Consider the following 18,519-nt stretch of genomic DNA (forward strand, 5'->3'; position numbering starts at 1 on the left):
CGACCTAGAGCTTGCAAATCCCCAATGCATATGATACAGTGGGACATATGAGACACTGTGGAGTGACACTATGAATCCTGAGACGGACATTCGGACACACGTCATCTTGCCCAAGGACATCCTGGCGAAGATCGACCTGCGCGTCGGTCAGCGCCGACGGAGTAAGTTCTTGGCCGATGCCGCCCGTCGCGAGCTTGAGCATCTTGAACTTGTTGAGATCGCCCGAGCAGCAGCCGGAAGCGGCAAGGGCCAGCCTCGGCCCTGGGGGGACACATCGGAGTCGATCGCACAGTGGGTGCATGACGACCGCCAGGCCGGTGGCGAGAGCGACGATGAGTTGGATGCGCTTCGCGCACGCGTCGCCGAAGATCGGCCATGAGCGGCTTTGTTCTCGATACCACCGTGCTCATCGAGTACGCGCAGGGGGTCGAGCCCACAACGGCGCGCGTACTTGAACTGATTGAGGCCAAGGCAGAACTGCTCATCTGCGCCGTTCAGTTGGCCGAGTATTACGCTGGCGAGACGCCGGGCACGAATCCGGCGATGGACGCCTTCATTGCGCGTCTCACACTCATGCCGCTGACTCGACCGGTGGCGTTGCTTGCCGCTAACTATCGATACGAACTGGCATTGCAGGACCGCCGGTTGCGAACGCCTGACGCCCTTATTGCCGCGCTCGCCCGAACGACATCGGCCACGCTTGTGACCAACAATGTGCGCGACTTCCCAATTCCCAACATCACGATTGAGAGACTGGGCGGAAATCCATAGCTACAGATCCTGTTGACATTGTCTAGCATCGCTTGATACAATCGAGCGTGCCCGAGCGTAATGTTATTGAATAGTTCGCTCGCGCTCCCAATCAATGCCAACAACCGAATATTCCCAGCCAGAGCCACGGCCCGAAGAACGGCGTCGCCTACCGTTGTTCTCTTTGGGGGAGGTCGTGGCAACGCCTGGGGCGCTCACCGCGTGCGAGGAGGCGCTTGCCGATCCGCGCGTCTATCTTCGTCGCCACGTCACGGGGGACTGGGGAGACCTTGAGCGTGATGACAAGGCCGCCAACGACGAGGCACTCACCACCGGCGCCCGGATACTCTCCGCCTACTCCCTTCCCACCGACGAGCGACTCTGGATCATTACCGAGGCAGACCGAGCGTACACGACGCTCCTCACGCCACTGGAGTATTGACCTCGTCCCGTTTTCCTATGGAGCGTACACCACATGACCATCGACTGCTGAGGGCTGCTCGCAGCCTGCACAACAACCGAGCACGGGAGGCTGTCCTGCGGGATCGCATCGAGGCTGCTGAAGGATCTCTAACCGAGTGGCTGATCGCCTCCGGGGCCACCTACGCACTCCTCGGCCTGTTTGATCTGCACCTAGAGGCAGGAGAGCTTCATGTAACCAAGCGCGCCGTCCCCAACTCCGATCAATTACCACCCCCACACCTTGTCCCGCCTCACGAGGCGTCACGCGCTCAACTCGGGATTGGACTTGAGCTTGGGGATGCTGGCGCCCGACGCGTTGCCGAGCCCGATGGATACACACGCCGGCTCGACAGACTCACTGGTCTCTCTGAGGGCGAACTGGCGAGCCTAGCGCGCGTCGTCCTGGCCTCGCTGTCGACCGCTGAGGTGGCGCCACTCCTGGCTCGACACGAGGCGAGCGTTGTTCTCTCCCACCCTCGTCAGGTCTTTGAACTGCTGGCTCCTGAGATGAGCGGTCTCTCCCAGGAGCAGCTGCGAGTTCTGACCCTAAACACCCGCCACGGCCTGCTCGGGGCACATCTGGTGTACCAGGGCACCGTGCGAGAATCGCCGGTGCGCCCAGCCGAGGTCTTCCGCCCAGCGGTAGTGCAGCAAGCACCTGGCGTCATCGTCGCTCACAATCACCCCTCGGGCGATCCGACGCCCTCGCCCGACGACTTTGCCTTGACCCGCCAGCTTTCACAGGCGGGTAACCTGCCAGGTATCCGGATCGTTGACCATGTCATCATCGCCGGCTCATCGTTCTACAGTTTCCGCGAAGGCGGGCACATTCCAACAGATACTGCTGACAGGATTGCTGCCTCAGACCTCATGGGGTGCCCACTGGCGAACTATTGCTGGGATGACGCTCTTGTGTCCAACCAAAAGTGACGTACCAAACTCCAAGAGCCTCGATAGACACCTGCATCAGGGCCGTTTTATAATAGCCTATCGCGAAATATGCGTGATATTAAGCGGCAAGTAAGCCCGACCTGAAGCGACCGACGTCGGAGTTGGGCGCACACTTCCATCTCGCACTAACATGGCAGAGTTCACTCGCCCCCATCCAACAAAAAGAATTTGGTCACTGGTGAGCATTTGAGCATGCGAGATGCCATCCATAGCTGGAGGAGGATCCAACTTCAACCACCTTCCAGTCTCAGGCACAAGCCACTCTGCGTGCCTCCACAGCATGCCTTGACTATTGTCCCATCCTCCAGTCACGATCGCGCCGCCGGAAGGCGTGATCGCGATTGAACCAGTATAGGCATCATGCCGCGTAGCCTCAATTTCCGTCCATTCATCGGCTAGAGGATCGTAAAGTTCGGCAGGTTTCCAAGGAGTTCCGCCAACAACTAGCACACGCCCGTCACTAAGGGTGGTAGCAGAATGAAATAGTCTCGGGTTATGCATGCTCGATGCCTTGGAATAGTGGTTTCCACTCTTGAAGTTAACTACTGCAACACTGGCCGTAGGATCAGGGGCTTCATCAAATGGAAGTCCAAGGTATTCATCCGTCCGCCCGCCGGTCAGTAGTATTCTACCGTCAGCCAGACGTGTCATGGCACCACAGCATCGAGGCTCAGCAAGAGGTGCCACTTGCGACCATTTCTTCGAATCGATGTTGAAGGAAAATACAGATGTTGAGGTTCGGTATCCCGAACCAGCTACACTCCTATGGACATCCATAGCGACGACAACTGTATGATCATCTAGGGCCGACGCAGCAGTCAAGTCGTAGTAATAGCCTGGCATTTGCTCACGAGCAGGCCCGGGCAAATCCTCCCATCTGTTACTTGTCCCGTCATAGAGATGAAATGCTGCGCCAGAAGGATCTACGTCCTTTGGCGCACTAACTTCCATGAAGAAAGCCCTCTCGTTGGAAAGTGCGATCAGAATACAATTGCAGCCGTACGCCCTCGTTCCAGTGATGCTTTGACCCGCATTGCGCCATTGACCTGACGCCGGATCGTAAATCACTGCATGGGACGAATAGCCACCAATGCGTTCAGGAATTTGGCCAGTCTCGACAAGCTTTCCTCCCACGAGCATGGAAGAGCCGTCACTCAACAGAGTCATATGGCCCGTTGCACGCCCAATAGGCATTTGCACGGTGGGCTCCCAATGCCATTGAGGTATTGCGTCGGCCTGCGCTTCCCTCGCCTGAGAGGCGAGGTCAGAGACTGCAGCGTGCCCTGAGCCACCTTGCAGCTGCGCAAGCGGATCACCGAGTAGCCCAGCTACCATGACCATCGCTATGGTAACCGGAAGGAAGTTGCGATACATCATTTTGCTACTCCTTTCGCAGGGTCGTGTGGGCGACAGTCAGACCTAGCTCTGATTCCAAGAGTGCCTCCTCACAGTCGCAGCAATATTCGATGTTGTACCAGCTAAGGCCCTCGTCATGTCCCGAGCCATTCGTCACCTCGAATTCAAAGCTGGACGGCTTGTGGTCCAAGCACTTCGACATTTCCCAAGCCGCATCAGCTGGTACATAGGTCAGGCCGTAGCGATCACCATCGAATTCCACGGTGACATTGCCCCCCGTGTCGCACGTAGATCCCACCTTGATCGTGATCGTGTATGGACCTTCAGGATCGCAACTTAGTACCGGTGGGGTTACCACCACCTCATATCGGCAGCCAGGATCTGCCGGCGGGCCCGATTGACATTCGACACATTCACGGTCCCCTTCAACGGTAGCGCACGCAGGAGCTGATGGAGTCGCAGTCGGTGTCGGAGTTAGTGTATCGGTTGGCGTGGATGTATTGGACGGGGTCGCCGTTACAGTCGGAGTCAACGTATCAGTTGGAGTGGACGTGGGCGTTCGAGTAGGAGTAGACGTCTTCGTCGGCGTAGGAGTGCGCGTCGAAGTAGATGTCGGTGTCGCACTTGGTGCACACGTAGCAATGGATGAGGTTGCATATGCAGCAAGGGTAGGCGTCAACTTTGGTGCCACGGTCGGAGTGTTGCCCGGCCAAGGGGTTTGTGCTGGTGGCCACAAGCTAACAGTATCACTTGTCGCAGCACAGAAGTTCTGTAGGCCTTTGCTGTCATTGGGTTCTATAATCGCTGTCGCCAAGGGAACTAGCGTCGGACACCAAGGTGGATCAGAGGGTGTCGGGGTCAAGCACGGGCCATGAGGACACCGTGTGTGCCAGTTCGGGTCCTCTAGCGGCAGGGGCGTCGGAGTTTCTGTCGCTAGTCCACCCGGCGTTGGAGTAGGAGTCTCAGGATTGGTAAACGGACCGGCTCCACCGATTGGATCCATGTACCAATTTGCGCACGTGTCATTAAAGCACATCCCATTGTCAATGCGGAGACCCATGAATCCATTTTGGGCATGATATGCTCCGTTGGTCATGGGTGCCGTATCAATAGGTACTTCACGCGTAAAGTAGATCTCAAAGTGATCGAGACAAAACTGGAAGTCGCAGTTGGCGCAGGGCTCTGGATCGCCCGGTGAGCTCCCTGGGATCAACGAATCTGGAGATGAGTCGAAGCCAAGTAGATCAGGACTGAAAGTGAACTTCTTGGCTCGCCGACCAATCCCCGATGGATTTAACTCACATCGTGGATCGGTCGCGCCGGCCGCGCACAGCGCATCGATAGCGCCGCACATCGTTGTAAAGTACTCATTCTTGATTTCCGCGATGTTGCATTGCTGACCGAGATCCGCCCAAAAGTTCAGGAGAGTGACGCGCGTGAAAAATAGCCCGACGGCTCCGCCTCCGTGAGTGCTGCCGAGGAACTTTTCGTCGCGTCCCGACCACTGCTGACCGGTTCCGTCAATACCGTCTACGAAGCGCGCCGCACAAACGACTGGACCATATGCCACCTCCCCGACCTCGCAGGGGGTTAGCATTGTCAACGGTCGCCGCAACTCTCGCCTATGTGCTTCCTGGGTCGCATCTGGCGATGGAGGATACAACGCCTGAATGTTCTCCTCAGTACAGCCACAATCCTCTCCTTCGCTCAACGCTGCGGCATCATAAAATACGTTCCAGTTGGACGATTCGCCAAACCCCCAGTGATCAAGATAGATCGTATCACCGTTAGAGTTAGTTCTCTCAGCCATGATCTCCATTTCCTTCCGGTAATCATTACAGTCCGGGTCGCTAGGATTGGAACATGGCCAGTTGTAATAGAAGTCGATGCACTGTCCACCGAATGAAGCTGGTAGTCCAATAGGAATACCAGCAACATTATATGTCGATTGACCAAAATTGCACTCGGCGCCCCACCAGTTGATCGGTAAGCGTTCAGCCGGTTGCCCGATCGGCGAAGGCCTGATAGCCTGGGCGGCATGACAGCAGAGGCGCTTGCGGCCCTGACGCGGGAGGATCTGATCCGCTTGGTGTTGAGCCAGGCAGAGACGATCGTGCGTTTGGAGGCGAAGGTCAGCGCGCTCGAGGAACGGCTGGGCCAGAACTCGGGCAACACGTCGAAGCCGCCGTCGAGCGACGGGCCAGGAGCCGGCGGAGGGGAGAAGCGAGGCCGAGGTCGGCCGCGAAAGATTGGTCGAGGCGGCCAGCCTGGTCACAAGGGTCACAGTCGATCGCTGGTGCCGACGGCCGAGGTCGATCGCGTGATCCCTTGCCGTGAAGTGGAATGCGAACGGTGCAAGGCACCGTTGTCGGGTGAGGATCCTCACCCGTTGCGATACCAAGTCCACGAGATCCCGCCGCAGCGGCTTGAGGTGGTGGAGTATCAGGTCCACCGACTTCGCTGCCTGGCATGCGGGCATACGACGACCGGCAAGCCGCCGCCGGGAGTGACGAGCAGCCGGTTCGGACCGCGGGTCCATGCCTTGGTGGCATTGCTGACGGGTCGGCTGCTGCTCTCCAAACGAGAGGTCGTGGAGTACTTCCAGATGCTCTACGGCGACGGGCCATCGGCCGGGACCATCAGCGCAATCGAGCGGCGTATGAGCATGATGCTCAGGGCGCCGGTGCTGGCGGTGGTCCATGCGGTCCGAGCGGCAGGCATCGTTTACGCCGACGAAACGAGTTGGCGGCAGGGGAAGAAGGGCGCCTGGCTGTGGGAGGCGGGCGCTGGCAAGGGGCTGGTGTTCTTCCGTGTCCAGCTGGGTCGAGGACGCATGGAAGCCAAGCGCCTGCTGGGTAAGAACTTTGGCGGCTTGGCCGTCGTCGACATGCTGGGTGCCTACAACTGGATCGCCCTGCGCCAGCTGTGCTGGGCTCATGTGCTGCGGGTCTTCCGCGCCATCGCGGAGCGTAAGGGCTCCGAGTGGCATGGTCGCCGGCTTGAGATGGCCGGTTACAGAGTGCTCGCTGACTGGCGGGCTTGGCGGGACGGCAAGATCTCTCGCGACGAGATGACCAAGCGCATCACCGTCCATCGCGCCACGATTCACGCGCTCCTGGAGCGCGTTGCCGACGCCGGACTCGCCGAGCGCAGCTGCAGGCAATCCGCCTGGCTGCTCAAACGCGAACCTCTGCTGTGGACGTTCCTCAACCACGAGGATGTCGAGCCCACCAACAACCTTGCCGAGCGCCGCGTTCGCCGCGGGGTGCTCATGCGCAAGAAGACCTTCGGCACCGATTCGGTCCACGGTAGCCGCTTCGTCGAACGCATCCTGACCGCCACCGGTTGTCTTCGTGAGCAAGAGCGCGACGTCCTCGCTTTCCTGACAGATGGCTACGCGGCCCACTTGGCTGGACGGCCCCTGCCGTCTCTGCTGCCGCTACCCAGCTGAACGCTTACTCTGGAAGAGGAGTGACAGGGCTGGGAGTGCTTGATGGGGCCATGTCGGCGACTTTGTCGACTTCGTCGACGCCAGTTGAGGACGTACCTGTCGACCCCTCTGTCGCCAGCTCCCGCAGCGACTCGATGACCAGGAGTACCATTAGGGGAATGGCTCCTCCTAGCAACGCACCCTTGGCGAGCGTCCAGGCATCCAGCGTCCGAATCGCCTCCCACGTGATCGCCTTGCCTGTGAGGGATTGCAGGCTGGCGTCGTAGTTAGCGAAGATGGAGGCTGACACGAACAGCAGGATCCCGGCGTAGAGCCGTCGGTTCCGGTGGCCCGTGCGGGCTCGCACGGCTATCGTCAGGCCGATGGCAACCACGCCAAGTTCGATGGCGACCGCCCCGCCCCAGTGCAGGAGGGGAGACGTGCCGGTCTGGACATCGGCGAAGCCATGAGCGACATTGTGCAGGCCCGAGGCCAGCAGAGTGACGAGGGACACGAGGAGCGTGGCGGCGGCAAAGTCTCGACTGTAGATGCGGTGGTACAGGGAGTTCACGGTAGCCTCCGACGTGTGTGTGCTCTGCCTGTTGGACCTGACCCTGGTTTGACCCTAATTCTGACCCTAACCCAGACGAACATCGGCGATTAACGGCGGCGCTGGATGGACGGGTTAGGGCCAGTTTTACAGACAGAAACGGGGTTTCGCGATCGGAGGCGAACATTGGCGAAAGGCCCGAAAGAGGGACTTAAACTCCGTTGGGGAAACCCATGTGGGTTCGACTCCCACCCGCCCCACTGACTGCCGTACCGTGACGATCGGGAAACACATGCCGCGCACCGCCCTTTGCTGCGCCTTCGCCCTCCTGCTCTGGCTGGCGACGGCCTACTCTGCCGCGCACCCCACTCGGGTGACGGCGATCTCCGCGTCCGTCGCTATCGCCGCACCCGCCGCCCAGGCACCCGCTGCCACCCTCTCCCTCACCGGCCAGCTCGGCGGCCTCACCCGCGCCGTCGCGCTCGACGCCGACCGCACCTACCTCGGCGTCGGCGCGCGGCTGCGCGTGTACGGCGGGTGCATCGACCCGCTGACGCACCTCCTCGGCGAGACCGAGGCGCTACCCGGTGTCGTGGAGGACGTCGCGCTCTCGCCCGACACCGGCACGGTTTGGCTGGCGCTGGGCGCAGCCGGCGTCTGGGCGGTCGATGTTGGCCAGCCGGCGCGCCCGGCGCTCGGCGAACGGGACGCCGTGCCGGACGCGGTGGACGGTGTGCCGGTCGAGTCGCACCGCGTTGCCGTCGACCGCATGGGGCGGCGCTGGGTGTCGACGAACGTCGGCCTCTTCGTCGTCGGCCCGGGCGGGACGACCCATCTCCGCGCACCGGCCGACGACGCCCCGCCCGGCCCCGTGCACGATGTCGCGTTCGTCGGCGCGTACGCGCTGGCGGCGTGGGGCACCAACGGAATCGCCCTGCTCCATGCCGACGCGTTCGATCATGTGCGGACGATCGGCGTCATCGCGCTCGCCAATGCCCAGGCCGTGGCGATGACCGGCGGCGCCGGCATCGCCGCCACCGCCTGGGTCGCCGACGGCCCGACGCTGCGCGCGATCGACGTCCGCGACCCGGTCAACCCGATCGCTCTTGGCGAGCTGGCGCTGGATGCGGCGGGCGGGGACGGACGCGCGATCGCCGTGCGCGGCACGACGGTCTTGGTCGCCTTCGCCCGCGCCCCGGCCGCCACGGCCGCGCTGGCCGCCGTTGACGGTTCGGATCCGAAGAACCCACGCCTTGTCCAGACCGAGCGCTGGCCGGCCGTCCTCGCCCAGCTGGACGACGGCACGCTCGGCGGCCTCGGCCTCGACGTCGCCGCGGCGGGCGCATGGGCGATCGTCGGCGGCGACGCGCTCGGGCACCGCGCCGTCGAGATCGACCGCTGGCTGGAGGGCGATCGGACGGCGTTCACGGCGCAGACGACGGAGTCGATCGTGCCGAGCGCCCTGCAGTTGCGCGCCGACACGCCGTCGGCCTGGCTGGCCTGCGGGCGCGGCGGCGTCGTGCCCACGGCGCTTCTCGGCGAGGATGCCGCCGGCGCCCGCGCCTACTTGGTGCGCGCCCCCGGCCTCGTGCTCGATGCGCCCGTCGCCGACGCCGCGCCGTTGGCGCCGCCGGGCCGGCCGTTCGGCCGCTACGCGCTCCTGGCCGCCGTGCGGCCGCGGCTCGTCGGGCTCGAGCACGTGCCGGGCGTCGGCGAGCAGCTGCTCCTGCGCGGCGCGATCACCGGGCTCGACACGTCGAGCGCGTCGGCGTGGTGGGCGATGTGGGCGTCACCGTCGATACGCCGCTCGGCTTTGCGGTTATCGACATCGCCGATCCGCTGGCACCGGTGCTCTCTGCCACGCTGCGCGTCACGGATGCCGCCGGGCTGCCGGTCGTCCGAGCCCGCGACATCGCCGTCGACCCGGGCGGCAAGCGTCTGGCAGCCGTCGCCGCCGGTGCCTCGCTGGCGATGTTCGACTTCAGCCGGCGCGATCAGCCACGGCTCGTCGGCATCGCATCGTCTGTCGGCAGCGCCGCCGTCGCTTGGGATATCGACCGTCTCTGGATCGCGACGGACGGCGGCGACCTCGTGGCGTACGCGCTGGACGCCGTCGGCGCACCGCAACCGGCCGCTACGACGCTGCCGCTGCCGGCGCCGGCAGAGGACTTGGCGATCCGGGGCGGCACGCTGTACGCCGCCCTCGGTCCTTCCGGCGTGGCCGTGGTCGACGTCTCCGGCGCACTGCCGGCGCTCAAGGGCATCGTCGAAACGCCCGGCTGGGCGAGCGGAATCGGGATCGACATCGACGGCCGTGTCTGGGTGGCGGACCGGGCTGCCGGCGTGATCGTCCTCGACGTGCCGCCGGCCGGCCCGCCGCCGACCACGGCCGCGCCGACGGCGGTGCCGCTCCCGACCGCCTGCCCGCGCGCGGTCGTCCCGCTCCTCTGGCTGCCCGCGGCCGAGCGGCCGTGAGCGACGGCGGCATCGGCCCATCCGCCGCTGTCGGACGGGCCGCGCTGCCGCTCGACACCGCTGCGCTGCGCGCCGCGCTCCGCGCGTGGTACGCCGTCCACCGCCGCGCGCTGCCATGGCGGGATGCGGCCGATCCATACGCGGTCTGGGTGAGCGAGGTCATGCTGCAGCAAACGCGCGCCGCCACCATCGAGCCGTATTTCCGGCGCTGGATGGCGCGCTTCCCGACCATCGCCGCCCTCGCCGCGGCACACGAGGACGACGTCCTGTCGGCATGGCAGGGCCTCGGCTACTACAGCCGCGCCCGCAACCTGCGGCACGCCGCCCGGACCATCGTCGCCGTTCACGGCGGGACGTTGCCGCGGACGTACGACGATCTGGCGGCGCTGCCCGGCATCGGGCCGTACACCGCCGGCGCCGTCGCCTCGATCGCGTTTGGGGCACGGGTGCCGGCCATCGACGGCAACGTCCGCCGCGTCGTCGGCCGCCTGCTCGCCGCCCGGACCGACGTCGCCCGTGGCGAAGGAGCGCGCGCCGTCGAAGCCGTCGCGGCGGCCCTGGCGGACGACGACACGCCCGGTGACGTCAACCAGGCGCTGATGGAACTCGGCGCCACCGTCTGCGCCCCCGCCAACCCGCCTGCCCGCGCTGCCCGGCCGCCCCATGGTGCGCCGCCCGCGCCGCCGGCGAACCGACGCACTTCCCGCCCGCCGGCCGCGCGCCCGCCCGCGGGCCATGGCCGCCGTCGCGTGGCTCGTCACCGACCCCGACGGCCGCATCCTCGTCGCTCGGCGCTCGCCGAGCGGGCTGCTGGGGGGCCTTTGGGAGTTCCCGCTGACGCCGCCCGATGAGACCCTCGTCGACGTCGACACCTTGCCGACCGGACCGGCGCTGACGCACGTCTTCACGCACATCGCCCTGACCGTGACGCCCGTCCGCGCACAGGTCGCCGTCGCCGTCGCGCCCACGCGGACCGTCGAGCCCTACGTCGAGTGGCGCTGGCTGGACCGCGCGATGATCGACGGCCTGCCGGTTTCGACGCTCATGCGGAAGTTGCTGGGTCGCTTCGACGCCTTCGGCTAGGCAGACGCGCTGATCAATGCAATGAAATCCCTTCCGGCCCTTCCCCAACCCGTGATCCTCCCCTCCCCAGACTTGGGGGAGGGGTCGGAGGGCCGTAGGCCGGACGTTTGCGCGATGTTCGCCGGTTCTGCTCAGCCCCCCGCCAGCGTCACATCCCCGCCCGCACCGCAACCACCCCCGTCCGCCCCCGTCACCTCCAACGCCCCGTCTGCCCCGACCCCGTCGCTTGCCCCTCGGCCACCACCGCCCCGCTCACCGCGTCGCGCACCATGACGCAACGACCGAGCGTCGAAAGGCGCGCCGACCAGCGCGGCACGAGGTCGACACCGGCGAGCACGTCGGCGTAGTGGCGGTCGGCGGCGCGGAGGACGTCGATGGCGAGGGCGGTGCGGGCGAGATCGCGCGCGCCTGCCAGCCGCAGGCTCACCGCACCGTCAGGCAGTGCCGCACGCGCCTGGGAGACGTTGAGGCCAAGGCCGACGATCACGACCGGTCTGTCGCTCCCCCGCCACGTCGTTTCCGCCAGGAGCCCGGCGATCTTCCGGTCGCCGACGACGATGTCGTTCGGCCACTTGAGACCAAGCGGCGCGTCGGCCGGCAGACGGCCGGCGATCGCTTCGAGGGCGCCGAGGGCGACGGCCATCAGGGCCTGCGGGAGCCGATCGGGCGGGACGGGCGGGCGCAGGACGATCGAGAGCATCAAGGCCGTGCCGGGCGGGGCCAGCCAGGCGCGCCCGTGCCGGCCGCGGCCCGCCGTCTGGACGTCGGCCAGCACGACGGCGCCGTCAGGCGTGCCGGCCGCGGCGAGGGCAGCCGCGGCATCCATCGTCGAGGCGACGGACGGGCAGGCAACGACGGTGTCCCGAGCCGGGCGCGCGCAGCGCGTGGGCGATGGTCGCGGCATCGAGCGGACGACGAACCAGTACCCCGCCGCTGGACATGCCTGGGGTTGCCGCCAGAGTATGGAACCCGGAGACTCTGCAGCGGTGGTGTACTAGCGCACCGGCCACGTGTGGAAGGACACCGGCAGGTAGACGCCGCTTCTGGGCGTGTCCGTCGGCGGCTCCGTCGGGACGTCGGTCGGCGTTCCGTCGGCACCGGCGTGTCCTGGACTTCGGGCGTCGCCGAGGGCGGATCCGTCGGGCGCGTCGTGCTCGTCGGCCGGGCGCCGCCGCGAGGGCGATCGTCGGGCAATCGATCTGGACGGTGCCCGTGCCGGCCCGATTGTCGATGAACGTCGCGGTGAACGCGGTGCACAGTGCGGCGGCCGGGTTGGCCCGCACGCCGCGCACCTTCAGGCGAATGCGCTCGGATTCACGCGTGCGGAGGAGCTTCCACGCCACGCGGCTGCCGTCGGGAGCGGCCTCGGCGGGCGGCGGGCTGCCGCTCTCGGCCACGTATTCGAGGTCCGTACCGATCGTGGCCGTCACGGCTAGTTGGGCCAGCGGGCTGACCCCATCGCGTTGGCCAGTTGGTCATAGTAGTTGTAGAGCCGGTCCGGGTTCGCAAGGTCGCCGATGAACTGCTGGGCGGAGGCGATGCGACGGATGCACGCCAGCTCGCACTCACGCACACCGCCGACCAGATGACGTCGGGGTTCTCGAGCTTGAGGGCATCGCCCTCTTGATGACGAGTCGCATCCGGCCGTCGGCTGCTGCGCCGGGTTGAGCGCCGCCAGCGCCTCGGCGACCTCCAGCGGCTGGGATGTGCGCGGGTCGGTGTAGTCGTTGGCGCCGTCACTGTAGAGGAGGACGAACTCGCGCAGCCCGGAGCCGGCACCCGGCCGGCCGCGCTTCAGGACGTTGATGGCCTCCTTGAGCGCCGTGTCGAGCCGCGTCTCGCCCTCGGCCGACAGGCCGTCGACGCAGTCGATGATCTCTTCCTTGTCGTTCGTGAGGTCGCGCAGCCGCTGCGAGCGGTCGTTGTACTGGACGAGGCCGATCCCTGATCCATGGGTTGTTCGGCAGATCGAGCCGCTCGATAAGGCTCTTGATCGAGGTCTGGACGTCGCCGCGCAGGTGCTCCCCGGTGTCGGGGGTTCCGCGCAAACGCTTCGGACGCCTCCACCAGCAATGCGATGCAGCGGACCGTACGCACCCGCCGGGCAGCCCGCCTTGAGCGTCAACGTCAGCGGTACGTCCTCACCGACGGCCGCGCCGGCGGGGTGCTCGGAACGTCGGCGTCAGCGTGCACGGGCTTGGCGCGAGCAGCCGGCGGGCCGCGGTCGGGCCGGCGGCGAGGCCGGCCCACAGCAGCAGCGCCGATCGCGGCGGCGGTGACCGCGGCCGCGAGAGGGAAGGGTGAGAGGGACGTCAGACGGCGCATGCGCGCTTCCTCCTGCAACACATCTGCAGATCAAGGGACACCTGCAGCTCAAGGGACACCTGCAGCTCAGTGGACACCCGTATGATCACGGGACACCCGCAGATCGGGGGGCCAGCCGGCGAGCGGCCCATTGTAGCAGCGCCGGATGCTATCGTTCCTCCCGTGACCGCCCAGACGCCCCCCTCACCGCCCTCGATGCCCACGCATGGGCGCCGGCAATGCGCCGTTCGACACACCGCCGGCCGTCGTGCTCGACGGCGTCGCAGGTCTTCTCCGAGGCGATACGTCGCACACCGTCCTCGAGGACATCACGCTGACGTTGCCCGCCGGTCGGTTCATCGTCATCCTCGGTCGCAGCGGCTCAGGCAAGAGCACGCTGCTCAACCTGATTGCCGGCATCGACAACCCGGAGCCGCGGACACATCACCGTGGCCGGCGTGCCGATCACCCGCTTGGCCGAGCGCGAGCGCACGATCTTCCGGCGCGACCACATCGGGTTCGTCTACCAGTTCTTCAACCTCATTCCGACCCTCTCGGTGCGCGACAACGTCGCACTGCCGCTCGAGCTTGCCGGCCGCACCTCCACCGCCCGCACCGCCGCGGACGCCCTCCTGGCCGAGGTCGACCTGCTCGACCGCGCCCGACAATATCCGGATCGCCTCCAGCGGCGGAGAGCAGCAGCGGGTCGCGATCGCCCGCGCCTTGGCGGCCGCCCCGCCGATCGTCCTGGCGGATGAGCCGACCGGCAACCTTGACCTCGAGACCGGTACGCGGGTCTGGCCCTGCTGCGCCGGCTGGTGGGCGACCGTGGCCGGACGCTGATCATGGCCACCCACAGCCGCGCCGTCGCCGCCGCCGCGGACGTCGTGCTCCGCGTCGAGGGCACCGGCCTCGTGCCGGTCCAGCCGGGTCGCCTGACCGACGCAGCGGGTGAAGCGATCCGCGCCGCGCGACGTGGCGCGCCGCCGTGCGCTGGCCGACCGATTCGCCTCCGCCCGTCCCCTCCTCCGCTGCCGTCGCCAACCTGCGCCGCCGCAAGGCGCAGAGCGCCTCCCCTCGTCGCCGGCATCGCGCTCGGCGTAGCCGTCGTCGTGGCCATCGACCTGGCGAACGCGAGCGCGCTGGCCGCCTTCCGCCGCTCGGCCGCCGCCGTCACCGGCCGCGCAACGCACCGCGTCGTCGGCAGGCCGACGGGCATCGACGCGCGACTACGTTCGCATCGCCACCGATCCATCGCTGACCGCCGGCCGCGGCACCGGTGGTCGAGGGTCTCGTGGAAGTACCGGCCCTTGGCGACCGCACGCTCACGCTGCTCGGCATCGACCCACTGGCCGACGCGCCGTTCCGTGACCTTCTGACCGGCACCGCAGGCGATCAGGCCAGCGTCGTCGCCCTCTCCCCCACCGGCGGCAGCCAGCGCGGCGCGGACCCCGTCGTCGGTCCGGGCATGCTGCTCTCACGCAGCGACGGTGTTCTCCTCGGCCGAGCCCTCGCCGATGCCACCGGCACCGATGTCGGCGCGTCGCTCATCATCGACACCGGCGGCGGACCGATCACGGCAACGCTCATCGGCATTCTCGACGCATCCGATGCGCTCGGCCGCCGCGCCCTCGAGGGCCTCGTCCTGGCCGACATCGGCGCCGCGCAGGCATTCCTCGGCCGCGGCGGTCGCCTCGACCGGATCGATCTCCGCCTGCCCGAAGCGCCCGCCGCACGCGACGCCGCCCTCGCCGCACTGGCCGCCCTGCTCCCGCCGAGCGCGGTGATCGAGCCCGCCGGCGCGGCCGCCGACACCGTGGCCTCGATGACGGACGCGTTCCGGCTCAACCTGACCGCGCTCAGTTTGCTCGCGCTGCTGGTGGGGATGTTCCTCATCTTCAACACCGTCCGCTTCAACGTCGTCCAACGCCGTCCGGTGCTGGCCTGCCTGCGCGCGCTCGGCGTCACCCGCGGCCAGATCTGCGCCCTCGTGCTGGCCGAAGCTGCCGCGCTCGGGGTCGTCGGCGCCGTGCTCGGCGTCGGCCTCGGCCTGTTGATGGGTCGCGGCGCCGTCGCCCTCGTCAGTCGGACGATCAACGACCTCTACTTCGCCGTCGACGTCCAGAACGTCGACGCGAGCCCGGCCTCCCTCGTACGCGCCCTCGCCGGCCTGGCTGCTGCGCTGCTGGCCGCCGCGCTGCCGGCCCTCGAAGCCGCCCGCGTGCCGCCGGTGACCGCGCCCGCCGCTCGACCGCCGAGGAAGGCGCCCGTCGCGGCGTCCGGCGCGGCGCCATGGCTGCGCTTGCCTGCGCCCTGGGCCGGCGCCGCGCTCCTGTTGCTGCCCAGCCGCAGCGTCGCCCTCGGCTTCGTCGCCCTCCGGCCTGATCGTGTTCGCCTTCGCCCTGCTCGCACCGGCTGCAACGGTCGGGATGATGGCCGTCCTGCGCCCCGTCCTCGCCCGCGTCCTCGGCCTGCCGGGCCGGATGGCGCCGCGCGATGTCGTGCGCTCCCTCTCGCGCACGGGCGTGGCGGTCGGGGCGCTGATGGTGGCGCTGTCCGTCAGCATCGGCGTCGGGATCATGGTCGGGAGCTTCCGACAGACGGTTCAGGACTGGCTGGCGCAGACACCCGCAGGCCGACATCTTCATCTCGCCCGCCGCGGCCGGCCCGGGCCGTGGCGGCCGGACGCTGTCGCCCGAGGTCGCCGAGCTGTTCCGCGCCCTGCCGGAAGTGACCGACGTCGCCACGGCCCACCCCGTGACGCTGCGCACCGCCGCCACGGATACGGACGCCGCGGCCGATGCCGAGCCCATCGACGTTCTCGTCGTCGGCCGCGACATCGCCGGCGCCGGCCGCCGCTACCTGTCGGCAGCCGGCGACGCGGCTGCCGTCCAGCGCGCCCTCGACGCCGGCGCCGTGACGATCTCGGAACCCTCGCCCGCCGCCTCGGCCTCGCCACGGGCGACGTCCTGACGCTGCGTTCCGACCACGGGCCGCGCGCCTTCCCGATCGCCGGCGTCTTCAACGATTACGGAGCCGACCGCGGCATCGCGCTGATGCTGGATGTCGTCTATCGCGCCGCGTGGGACGATCCGCGGATCACGAACATGGCCGTGACGCTCCGCCCCGGTGTCGATGCCGACGCCTTCACCGACGAGTTGGCACGCCGCTTCGGCCGCGTCGACGGCTCCCGCCTCGACTTCCGGTCGAACCGCAGCCTGCGCGCCGAGGTCTTCCAGGTCTTCGACCGCGTTCTCGATCACGACGGCCCTCCAGGTGCTGGCCGTCGTCGTCGCGTTCATCGGCGTGCTGGCCGCGCTCGGCCGTCCAACCGAGCGCGCGCGAGAACGCCACGCTCAGGGCGACCGGCATGACGGTCGGCCAGGTCATTCGCCTGGCGCTCACCCAGACCGGCCTGCTCGGCCTCGTCGCCGGCGTGCTCAGCTGGCCGGCCGGACTCACGCTGGCGCTGATCCTGATCTACGTCATCAACCGCCGCTCCTTCGGCTGGACGATCCAGACCCACATCGATCCGATGATCTTCGCCCGCGCCCTCGTCCTCGCCGTCTCTGCCGCTCTCCTCGCCGGTCTCGCCCCGCCTGGCGCCTCGTCCGCATGCCGATCGCCGCCAGCCTGCGCGAGGAGTGAGGACGATGCCGGTCCCGACGACGCGTCGTGCCGCGGGCGCTCTCTTCGCCGCGATGATCTTTGCCCCGGCCGTGACCGGCTGCCGCCCCAGCGCCCCTCCACCGGTCAGCGCCGACATCGTCGCCATGATGTCCGGCCCGACCGAGGGCTTCGCCCGCGCCATCGGCCCCCCGCCCGCTCCGCTTCCCGGACGACGAGGGCGCCCACCCGGAGTACCAGACGGAGTGGTGGTACTACACCGGCCACCTGTTCGCGCGGGCGGGCGAATCAGGTGCATCCGCGGTCCCAGTGAACCCGAACACCGTGCCGAGCTGGCTCCTCGAACGAGACGCGGGAGACCGCCGCCGCTTCGGCTTCCAGCTGACCTTCTTTCGCAGCAGCGTGGCCCCTCCAATGGCGGCGTCGACGTCGCCACCCACCACGGCCTGGACGACCACGCAAGCCCACCTCGCCCACTTCACCGTCACGGACGTCGCCGCTGACCGCTTCCATTCCGCCGAGCGGCTCGCCCGCGGCGCGGTCGGCTGGCCGGCGCGCTGGCCGAGCCGTACCGCGTCTGGCTCGGGCCGTGGTCGGCAGCAGGCGCGGCCGGGCGGTGTCGGCAGCGGCCACGAGGCGGCGGCGGGCGTGCGGCTGCGGGCCCAGGGACGGGCCGGTGGCCGTCGACGTGACCGTCCGAGCCGTCAAGCCGCCGGCACTGCACGGCCAGGAAGGGTGGAGCCGGAAGGGTCCCGAGCCCGGCAACGCATCCTATTACTACTCCTTCACCCGGCTGGCCGCGACGGGCGTCGTGACGACCGCGGCGGGCGTCTGGCCGGTCGACGGCGGCGTCTGGATGGACCACGAGTGGTCGACGAGCGCGCTGGCGGACGGCCGCCAGGGTTGGGACTGGCTCAGCCTGCAGTTGGACGATGGGCGGGACATCATGGCCTTCCAGATCCGCGATGCGGCCGGCGCCGCGGCGCCCGGAGTCCAGCGGCAGCCTCGTCGACGACACGGGCAGCGTCCGGTCGTTCGGGGCGAGCGACTTCGACTTGGTGCCGACGGGCTCGTGGCGGAGCCCGCGCACCGGCGCACGCTACCCATCGGGCTGGCGCTTTGCAGCTGCCGGGCGAGGACATCGACCTGCGCTGAAGCCCCTCACGGCCGATCAGGAGCTGGCCACGGGCTTCCGCTACTGGGAGGGCGCGGTCACCGTCGACGGCACTTCCGGCGGGCGCATGATCAAGGGGCGCGGCTACGTCGAGCTGACCGGCTACGCGGCGGCGCCGGCGCCCTGACGTACGACGTGCTCTGTCACTATCCCCACGACAGTGGGGCGTGTTACGCTTTCACGGGTCCGGGCCATCTATCCTATGCTCGCTGCGCGGGACCGTTCGCATCCGAACGGCTTGACGCGCCGGCGAGCGGTGCGACCGGGCGAAGGGGGATCATCTCATGACGGGTTCGCGAAGCGGCCGGAGCGGCCGCATTGCCATCGCCGCGGCGGTGGCGCTGACGGTGTTCGGTT

At 67.6% G+C, this 18,519-nt stretch carries 16 protein-coding genes and 4 pseudogenes; 16 read left to right on the plus strand and 4 right to left on the minus strand.

The genetic code is table 11. The features are described from left to right. Positions 1-70: 70 nt before the first annotated feature. From IPG72_14815 to IPG72_14830, 4 genes are all read left to right on the plus strand, one after another. The gene (locus IPG72_14815) at positions 71-379 is read left to right on the plus strand and encodes a hypothetical protein (protein ID MBK6770250.1); all 309 of its coding nucleotides are present in this window, start codon (positions 71-73) and stop codon (positions 377-379) included. Then, positions 376-771 (plus strand): PIN domain-containing protein, encoded by a 396-nt coding sequence (locus tag IPG72_14820; GenBank protein ID MBK6770251.1) that lies wholly within the window; start codon positions 376-378, stop codon positions 769-771. The genes IPG72_14815 and IPG72_14820 overlap by 4 nt, the downstream gene beginning before the upstream one ends. A gap of 94 nt (positions 772-865) precedes the next feature. Further along, positions 866-1,192 (plus strand): type I restriction endonuclease subunit M, encoded by a 327-nt coding sequence (locus IPG72_14825; GenBank protein ID MBK6770252.1) that lies wholly within the window; start codon positions 866-868, stop codon positions 1,190-1,192. 527 nt (positions 1,193-1,719) lie between these two features. After that, complete coding sequence (locus IPG72_14830; protein ID MBK6770253.1) at positions 1,720-2,142, plus strand: JAB domain-containing protein; 423 nt, start codon at positions 1,720-1,722, stop codon at positions 2,140-2,142. Positions 2,143-2,199: 57 nt separating this feature from the next. On the opposite strand, the gene IPG72_14835 is transcribed toward IPG72_14830, so the two are convergent. Next, complete coding sequence (locus IPG72_14835) at positions 2,200-3,540, minus strand: hypothetical protein (GenBank protein MBK6770254.1); 1,341 nt, start codon at positions 3,538-3,540, stop codon at positions 2,200-2,202. 2,017 nt (positions 3,541-5,557) lie between these two features. On the opposite strand from IPG72_14835, the gene IPG72_14840 reads away from it, so the two are divergent. Continuing rightward, entirely contained in the window at positions 5,558-6,970 is a 1,413-nt protein-coding gene (locus IPG72_14840; GenBank protein MBK6770255.1) for an IS66 family transposase, read from the plus strand. A gap of 4 nt (positions 6,971-6,974) precedes the next feature. Here the strand turns inward: IPG72_14840 and IPG72_14845 are convergent, their stop codons facing one another. Beyond that, positions 6,975-7,520 (minus strand): hypothetical protein, encoded by a 546-nt coding sequence (locus tag IPG72_14845; GenBank protein MBK6770256.1) that lies wholly within the window; start codon positions 7,518-7,520, stop codon positions 6,975-6,977. Positions 7,521-9,094: 1,574 nt separating this feature from the next. Here IPG72_14845 and IPG72_14850 point away from each other — a divergent pair. Together IPG72_14850 and IPG72_14855 are read left to right on the plus strand one after the other, a co-directional pair. Then, a pseudogene (locus IPG72_14850) lies at positions 9,095-10,812 on the plus strand (A/G-specific adenine glycosylase). 35 nt (positions 10,813-10,847) lie between these two features. Next, on the plus strand, positions 10,848-11,057 hold the full coding sequence (locus IPG72_14855; protein MBK6770257.1) for a hypothetical protein: 210 nt from the start codon (positions 10,848-10,850) through the stop codon (positions 11,055-11,057). A 190-nt stretch (positions 11,058-11,247) separates the two neighbouring features. Here the strand turns inward: IPG72_14855 and IPG72_14860 are convergent, their stop codons facing one another. Together IPG72_14860 and IPG72_14865 are read right to left on the minus strand one after the other, a co-directional pair. After that, complete coding sequence (locus tag IPG72_14860) at positions 11,248-11,961, minus strand: biotin--[acetyl-CoA-carboxylase] ligase (GenBank protein MBK6770258.1); 714 nt, start codon at positions 11,959-11,961, stop codon at positions 11,248-11,250. 528 nt (positions 11,962-12,489) lie between these two features. After that, positions 12,490-13,182, minus strand: a complete 693-nt coding sequence (locus IPG72_14865; protein ID MBK6770259.1) for a VWA domain-containing protein — start codon at positions 13,180-13,182, stop codon at positions 12,490-12,492. Between the two features lie 405 nt (positions 13,183-13,587). On the opposite strand from IPG72_14865, the pseudogene IPG72_14870 reads away from it, so the two are divergent. The 9 genes and pseudogenes from IPG72_14870 to IPG72_14910 all read left to right on the plus strand — a co-directional run bounded on the left by IPG72_14870 (position 13,588) and on the right by IPG72_14910 (position 18,450). Beyond that, positions 13,588-13,797, plus strand: a pseudogene (locus tag IPG72_14870) (ATP-binding cassette domain-containing protein). Then, positions 13,772-14,204, plus strand: a pseudogene (locus IPG72_14875) (ATP-binding cassette domain-containing protein). Before IPG72_14870 ends, IPG72_14875 begins: the two co-directional pseudogenes overlap by 26 nt. Before the next feature lie 2 nt (positions 14,205-14,206). Then, positions 14,207-14,740, plus strand: coding sequence for a hypothetical protein (locus tag IPG72_14880; GenBank protein ID MBK6770260.1), 534 nt, complete (start codon positions 14,207-14,209; stop codon positions 14,738-14,740). Beyond that, positions 14,656-16,095 carry an FtsX-like permease family protein gene (locus IPG72_14885; protein ID MBK6770261.1) on the plus strand — a complete coding sequence of 480 codons (1,440 nt, stop codon included), beginning with the start codon at positions 14,656-14,658 and terminating at the stop codon, positions 16,093-16,095. The genes IPG72_14880 and IPG72_14885 overlap by 85 nt, the downstream gene beginning before the upstream one ends. Continuing rightward, positions 16,092-16,334, plus strand: a complete 243-nt coding sequence (locus IPG72_14890) for a hypothetical protein (GenBank protein MBK6770262.1) — start codon at positions 16,092-16,094, stop codon at positions 16,332-16,334. Before IPG72_14885 ends, IPG72_14890 begins: the two co-directional genes overlap by 4 nt. A gap of 83 nt (positions 16,335-16,417) precedes the next feature. Further along, a complete protein-coding gene (locus IPG72_14895; protein MBK6770263.1) occupies positions 16,418-16,735 on the plus strand; it encodes a hypothetical protein in 318 nt (105 codons plus the stop codon). Then, the gene (locus IPG72_14900) at positions 16,732-17,301 is read left to right on the plus strand and encodes a hypothetical protein (protein MBK6770264.1); all 570 of its coding nucleotides are present in this window, start codon (positions 16,732-16,734) and stop codon (positions 17,299-17,301) included. Before IPG72_14895 ends, IPG72_14900 begins: the two co-directional genes overlap by 4 nt. Further along, a pseudogene (locus IPG72_14905) lies at positions 17,256-17,534 on the plus strand (hypothetical protein). The gene IPG72_14900 and the pseudogene IPG72_14905 overlap by 46 nt, the downstream one beginning before the upstream one ends. A gap of 130 nt (positions 17,535-17,664) precedes the next feature. Beyond that, positions 17,665-18,450 carry a hypothetical protein gene (locus IPG72_14910; GenBank protein MBK6770265.1) on the plus strand — a complete coding sequence of 262 codons (786 nt, stop codon included), beginning with the start codon at positions 17,665-17,667 and terminating at the stop codon, positions 18,448-18,450. Positions 18,451-18,519 lie beyond the last annotated feature (69 nt).

This window comes from Candidatus Avedoeria danica, assembly GCA_016703025.1.
Classification (GTDB): domain Bacteria; phylum Chloroflexota; class Anaerolineae; order Epilineales; family Epilineaceae; genus Avedoeria; species Avedoeria danica.

Bases quoted from the DNA above. Each gene is read 5' to 3' on its own strand.
- IPG72_14815 (MBK6770250.1), top strand. From the start codon at position 71: ATGAATCCTGAGACGGACATTCGGACACACGTCATCTTGCCCAAGGAC.
- IPG72_14820 (MBK6770251.1), top strand. From the start codon at position 376: ATGAGCGGCTTTGTTCTCGATACCACCGTGCTCATCGAGTACGCGCAG.
- IPG72_14825 (MBK6770252.1), top strand. From the start codon at position 866: ATGCCAACAACCGAATATTCCCAGCCAGAGCCACGGCCCGAAGAACGG.
- IPG72_14830 (MBK6770253.1), top strand. From the start codon at position 1,720: ATGAGCGGTCTCTCCCAGGAGCAGCTGCGAGTTCTGACCCTAAACACC.
- IPG72_14835 (MBK6770254.1), bottom strand. From the start codon at position 3,540: ATGATGTATCGCAACTTCCTTCCGGTTACCATAGCGATGGTCATGGTA.
- IPG72_14840 (MBK6770255.1), top strand. From the start codon at position 5,558: ATGACAGCAGAGGCGCTTGCGGCCCTGACGCGGGAGGATCTGATCCGC.
- IPG72_14860 (MBK6770258.1), bottom strand. From the start codon at position 11,961: ATGCCGCGACCATCGCCCACGCGCTGCGCGCGCCCGGCTCGGGACACC.
- IPG72_14880 (MBK6770260.1), top strand. From the start codon at position 14,207: ATGGCCACCCACAGCCGCGCCGTCGCCGCCGCCGCGGACGTCGTGCTC.
- IPG72_14895 (MBK6770263.1), top strand. From the start codon at position 16,418: ATGCTGGATGTCGTCTATCGCGCCGCGTGGGACGATCCGCGGATCACG.
- IPG72_14900 (MBK6770264.1), top strand. From the start codon at position 16,732: ATGACGGTCGGCCAGGTCATTCGCCTGGCGCTCACCCAGACCGGCCTG.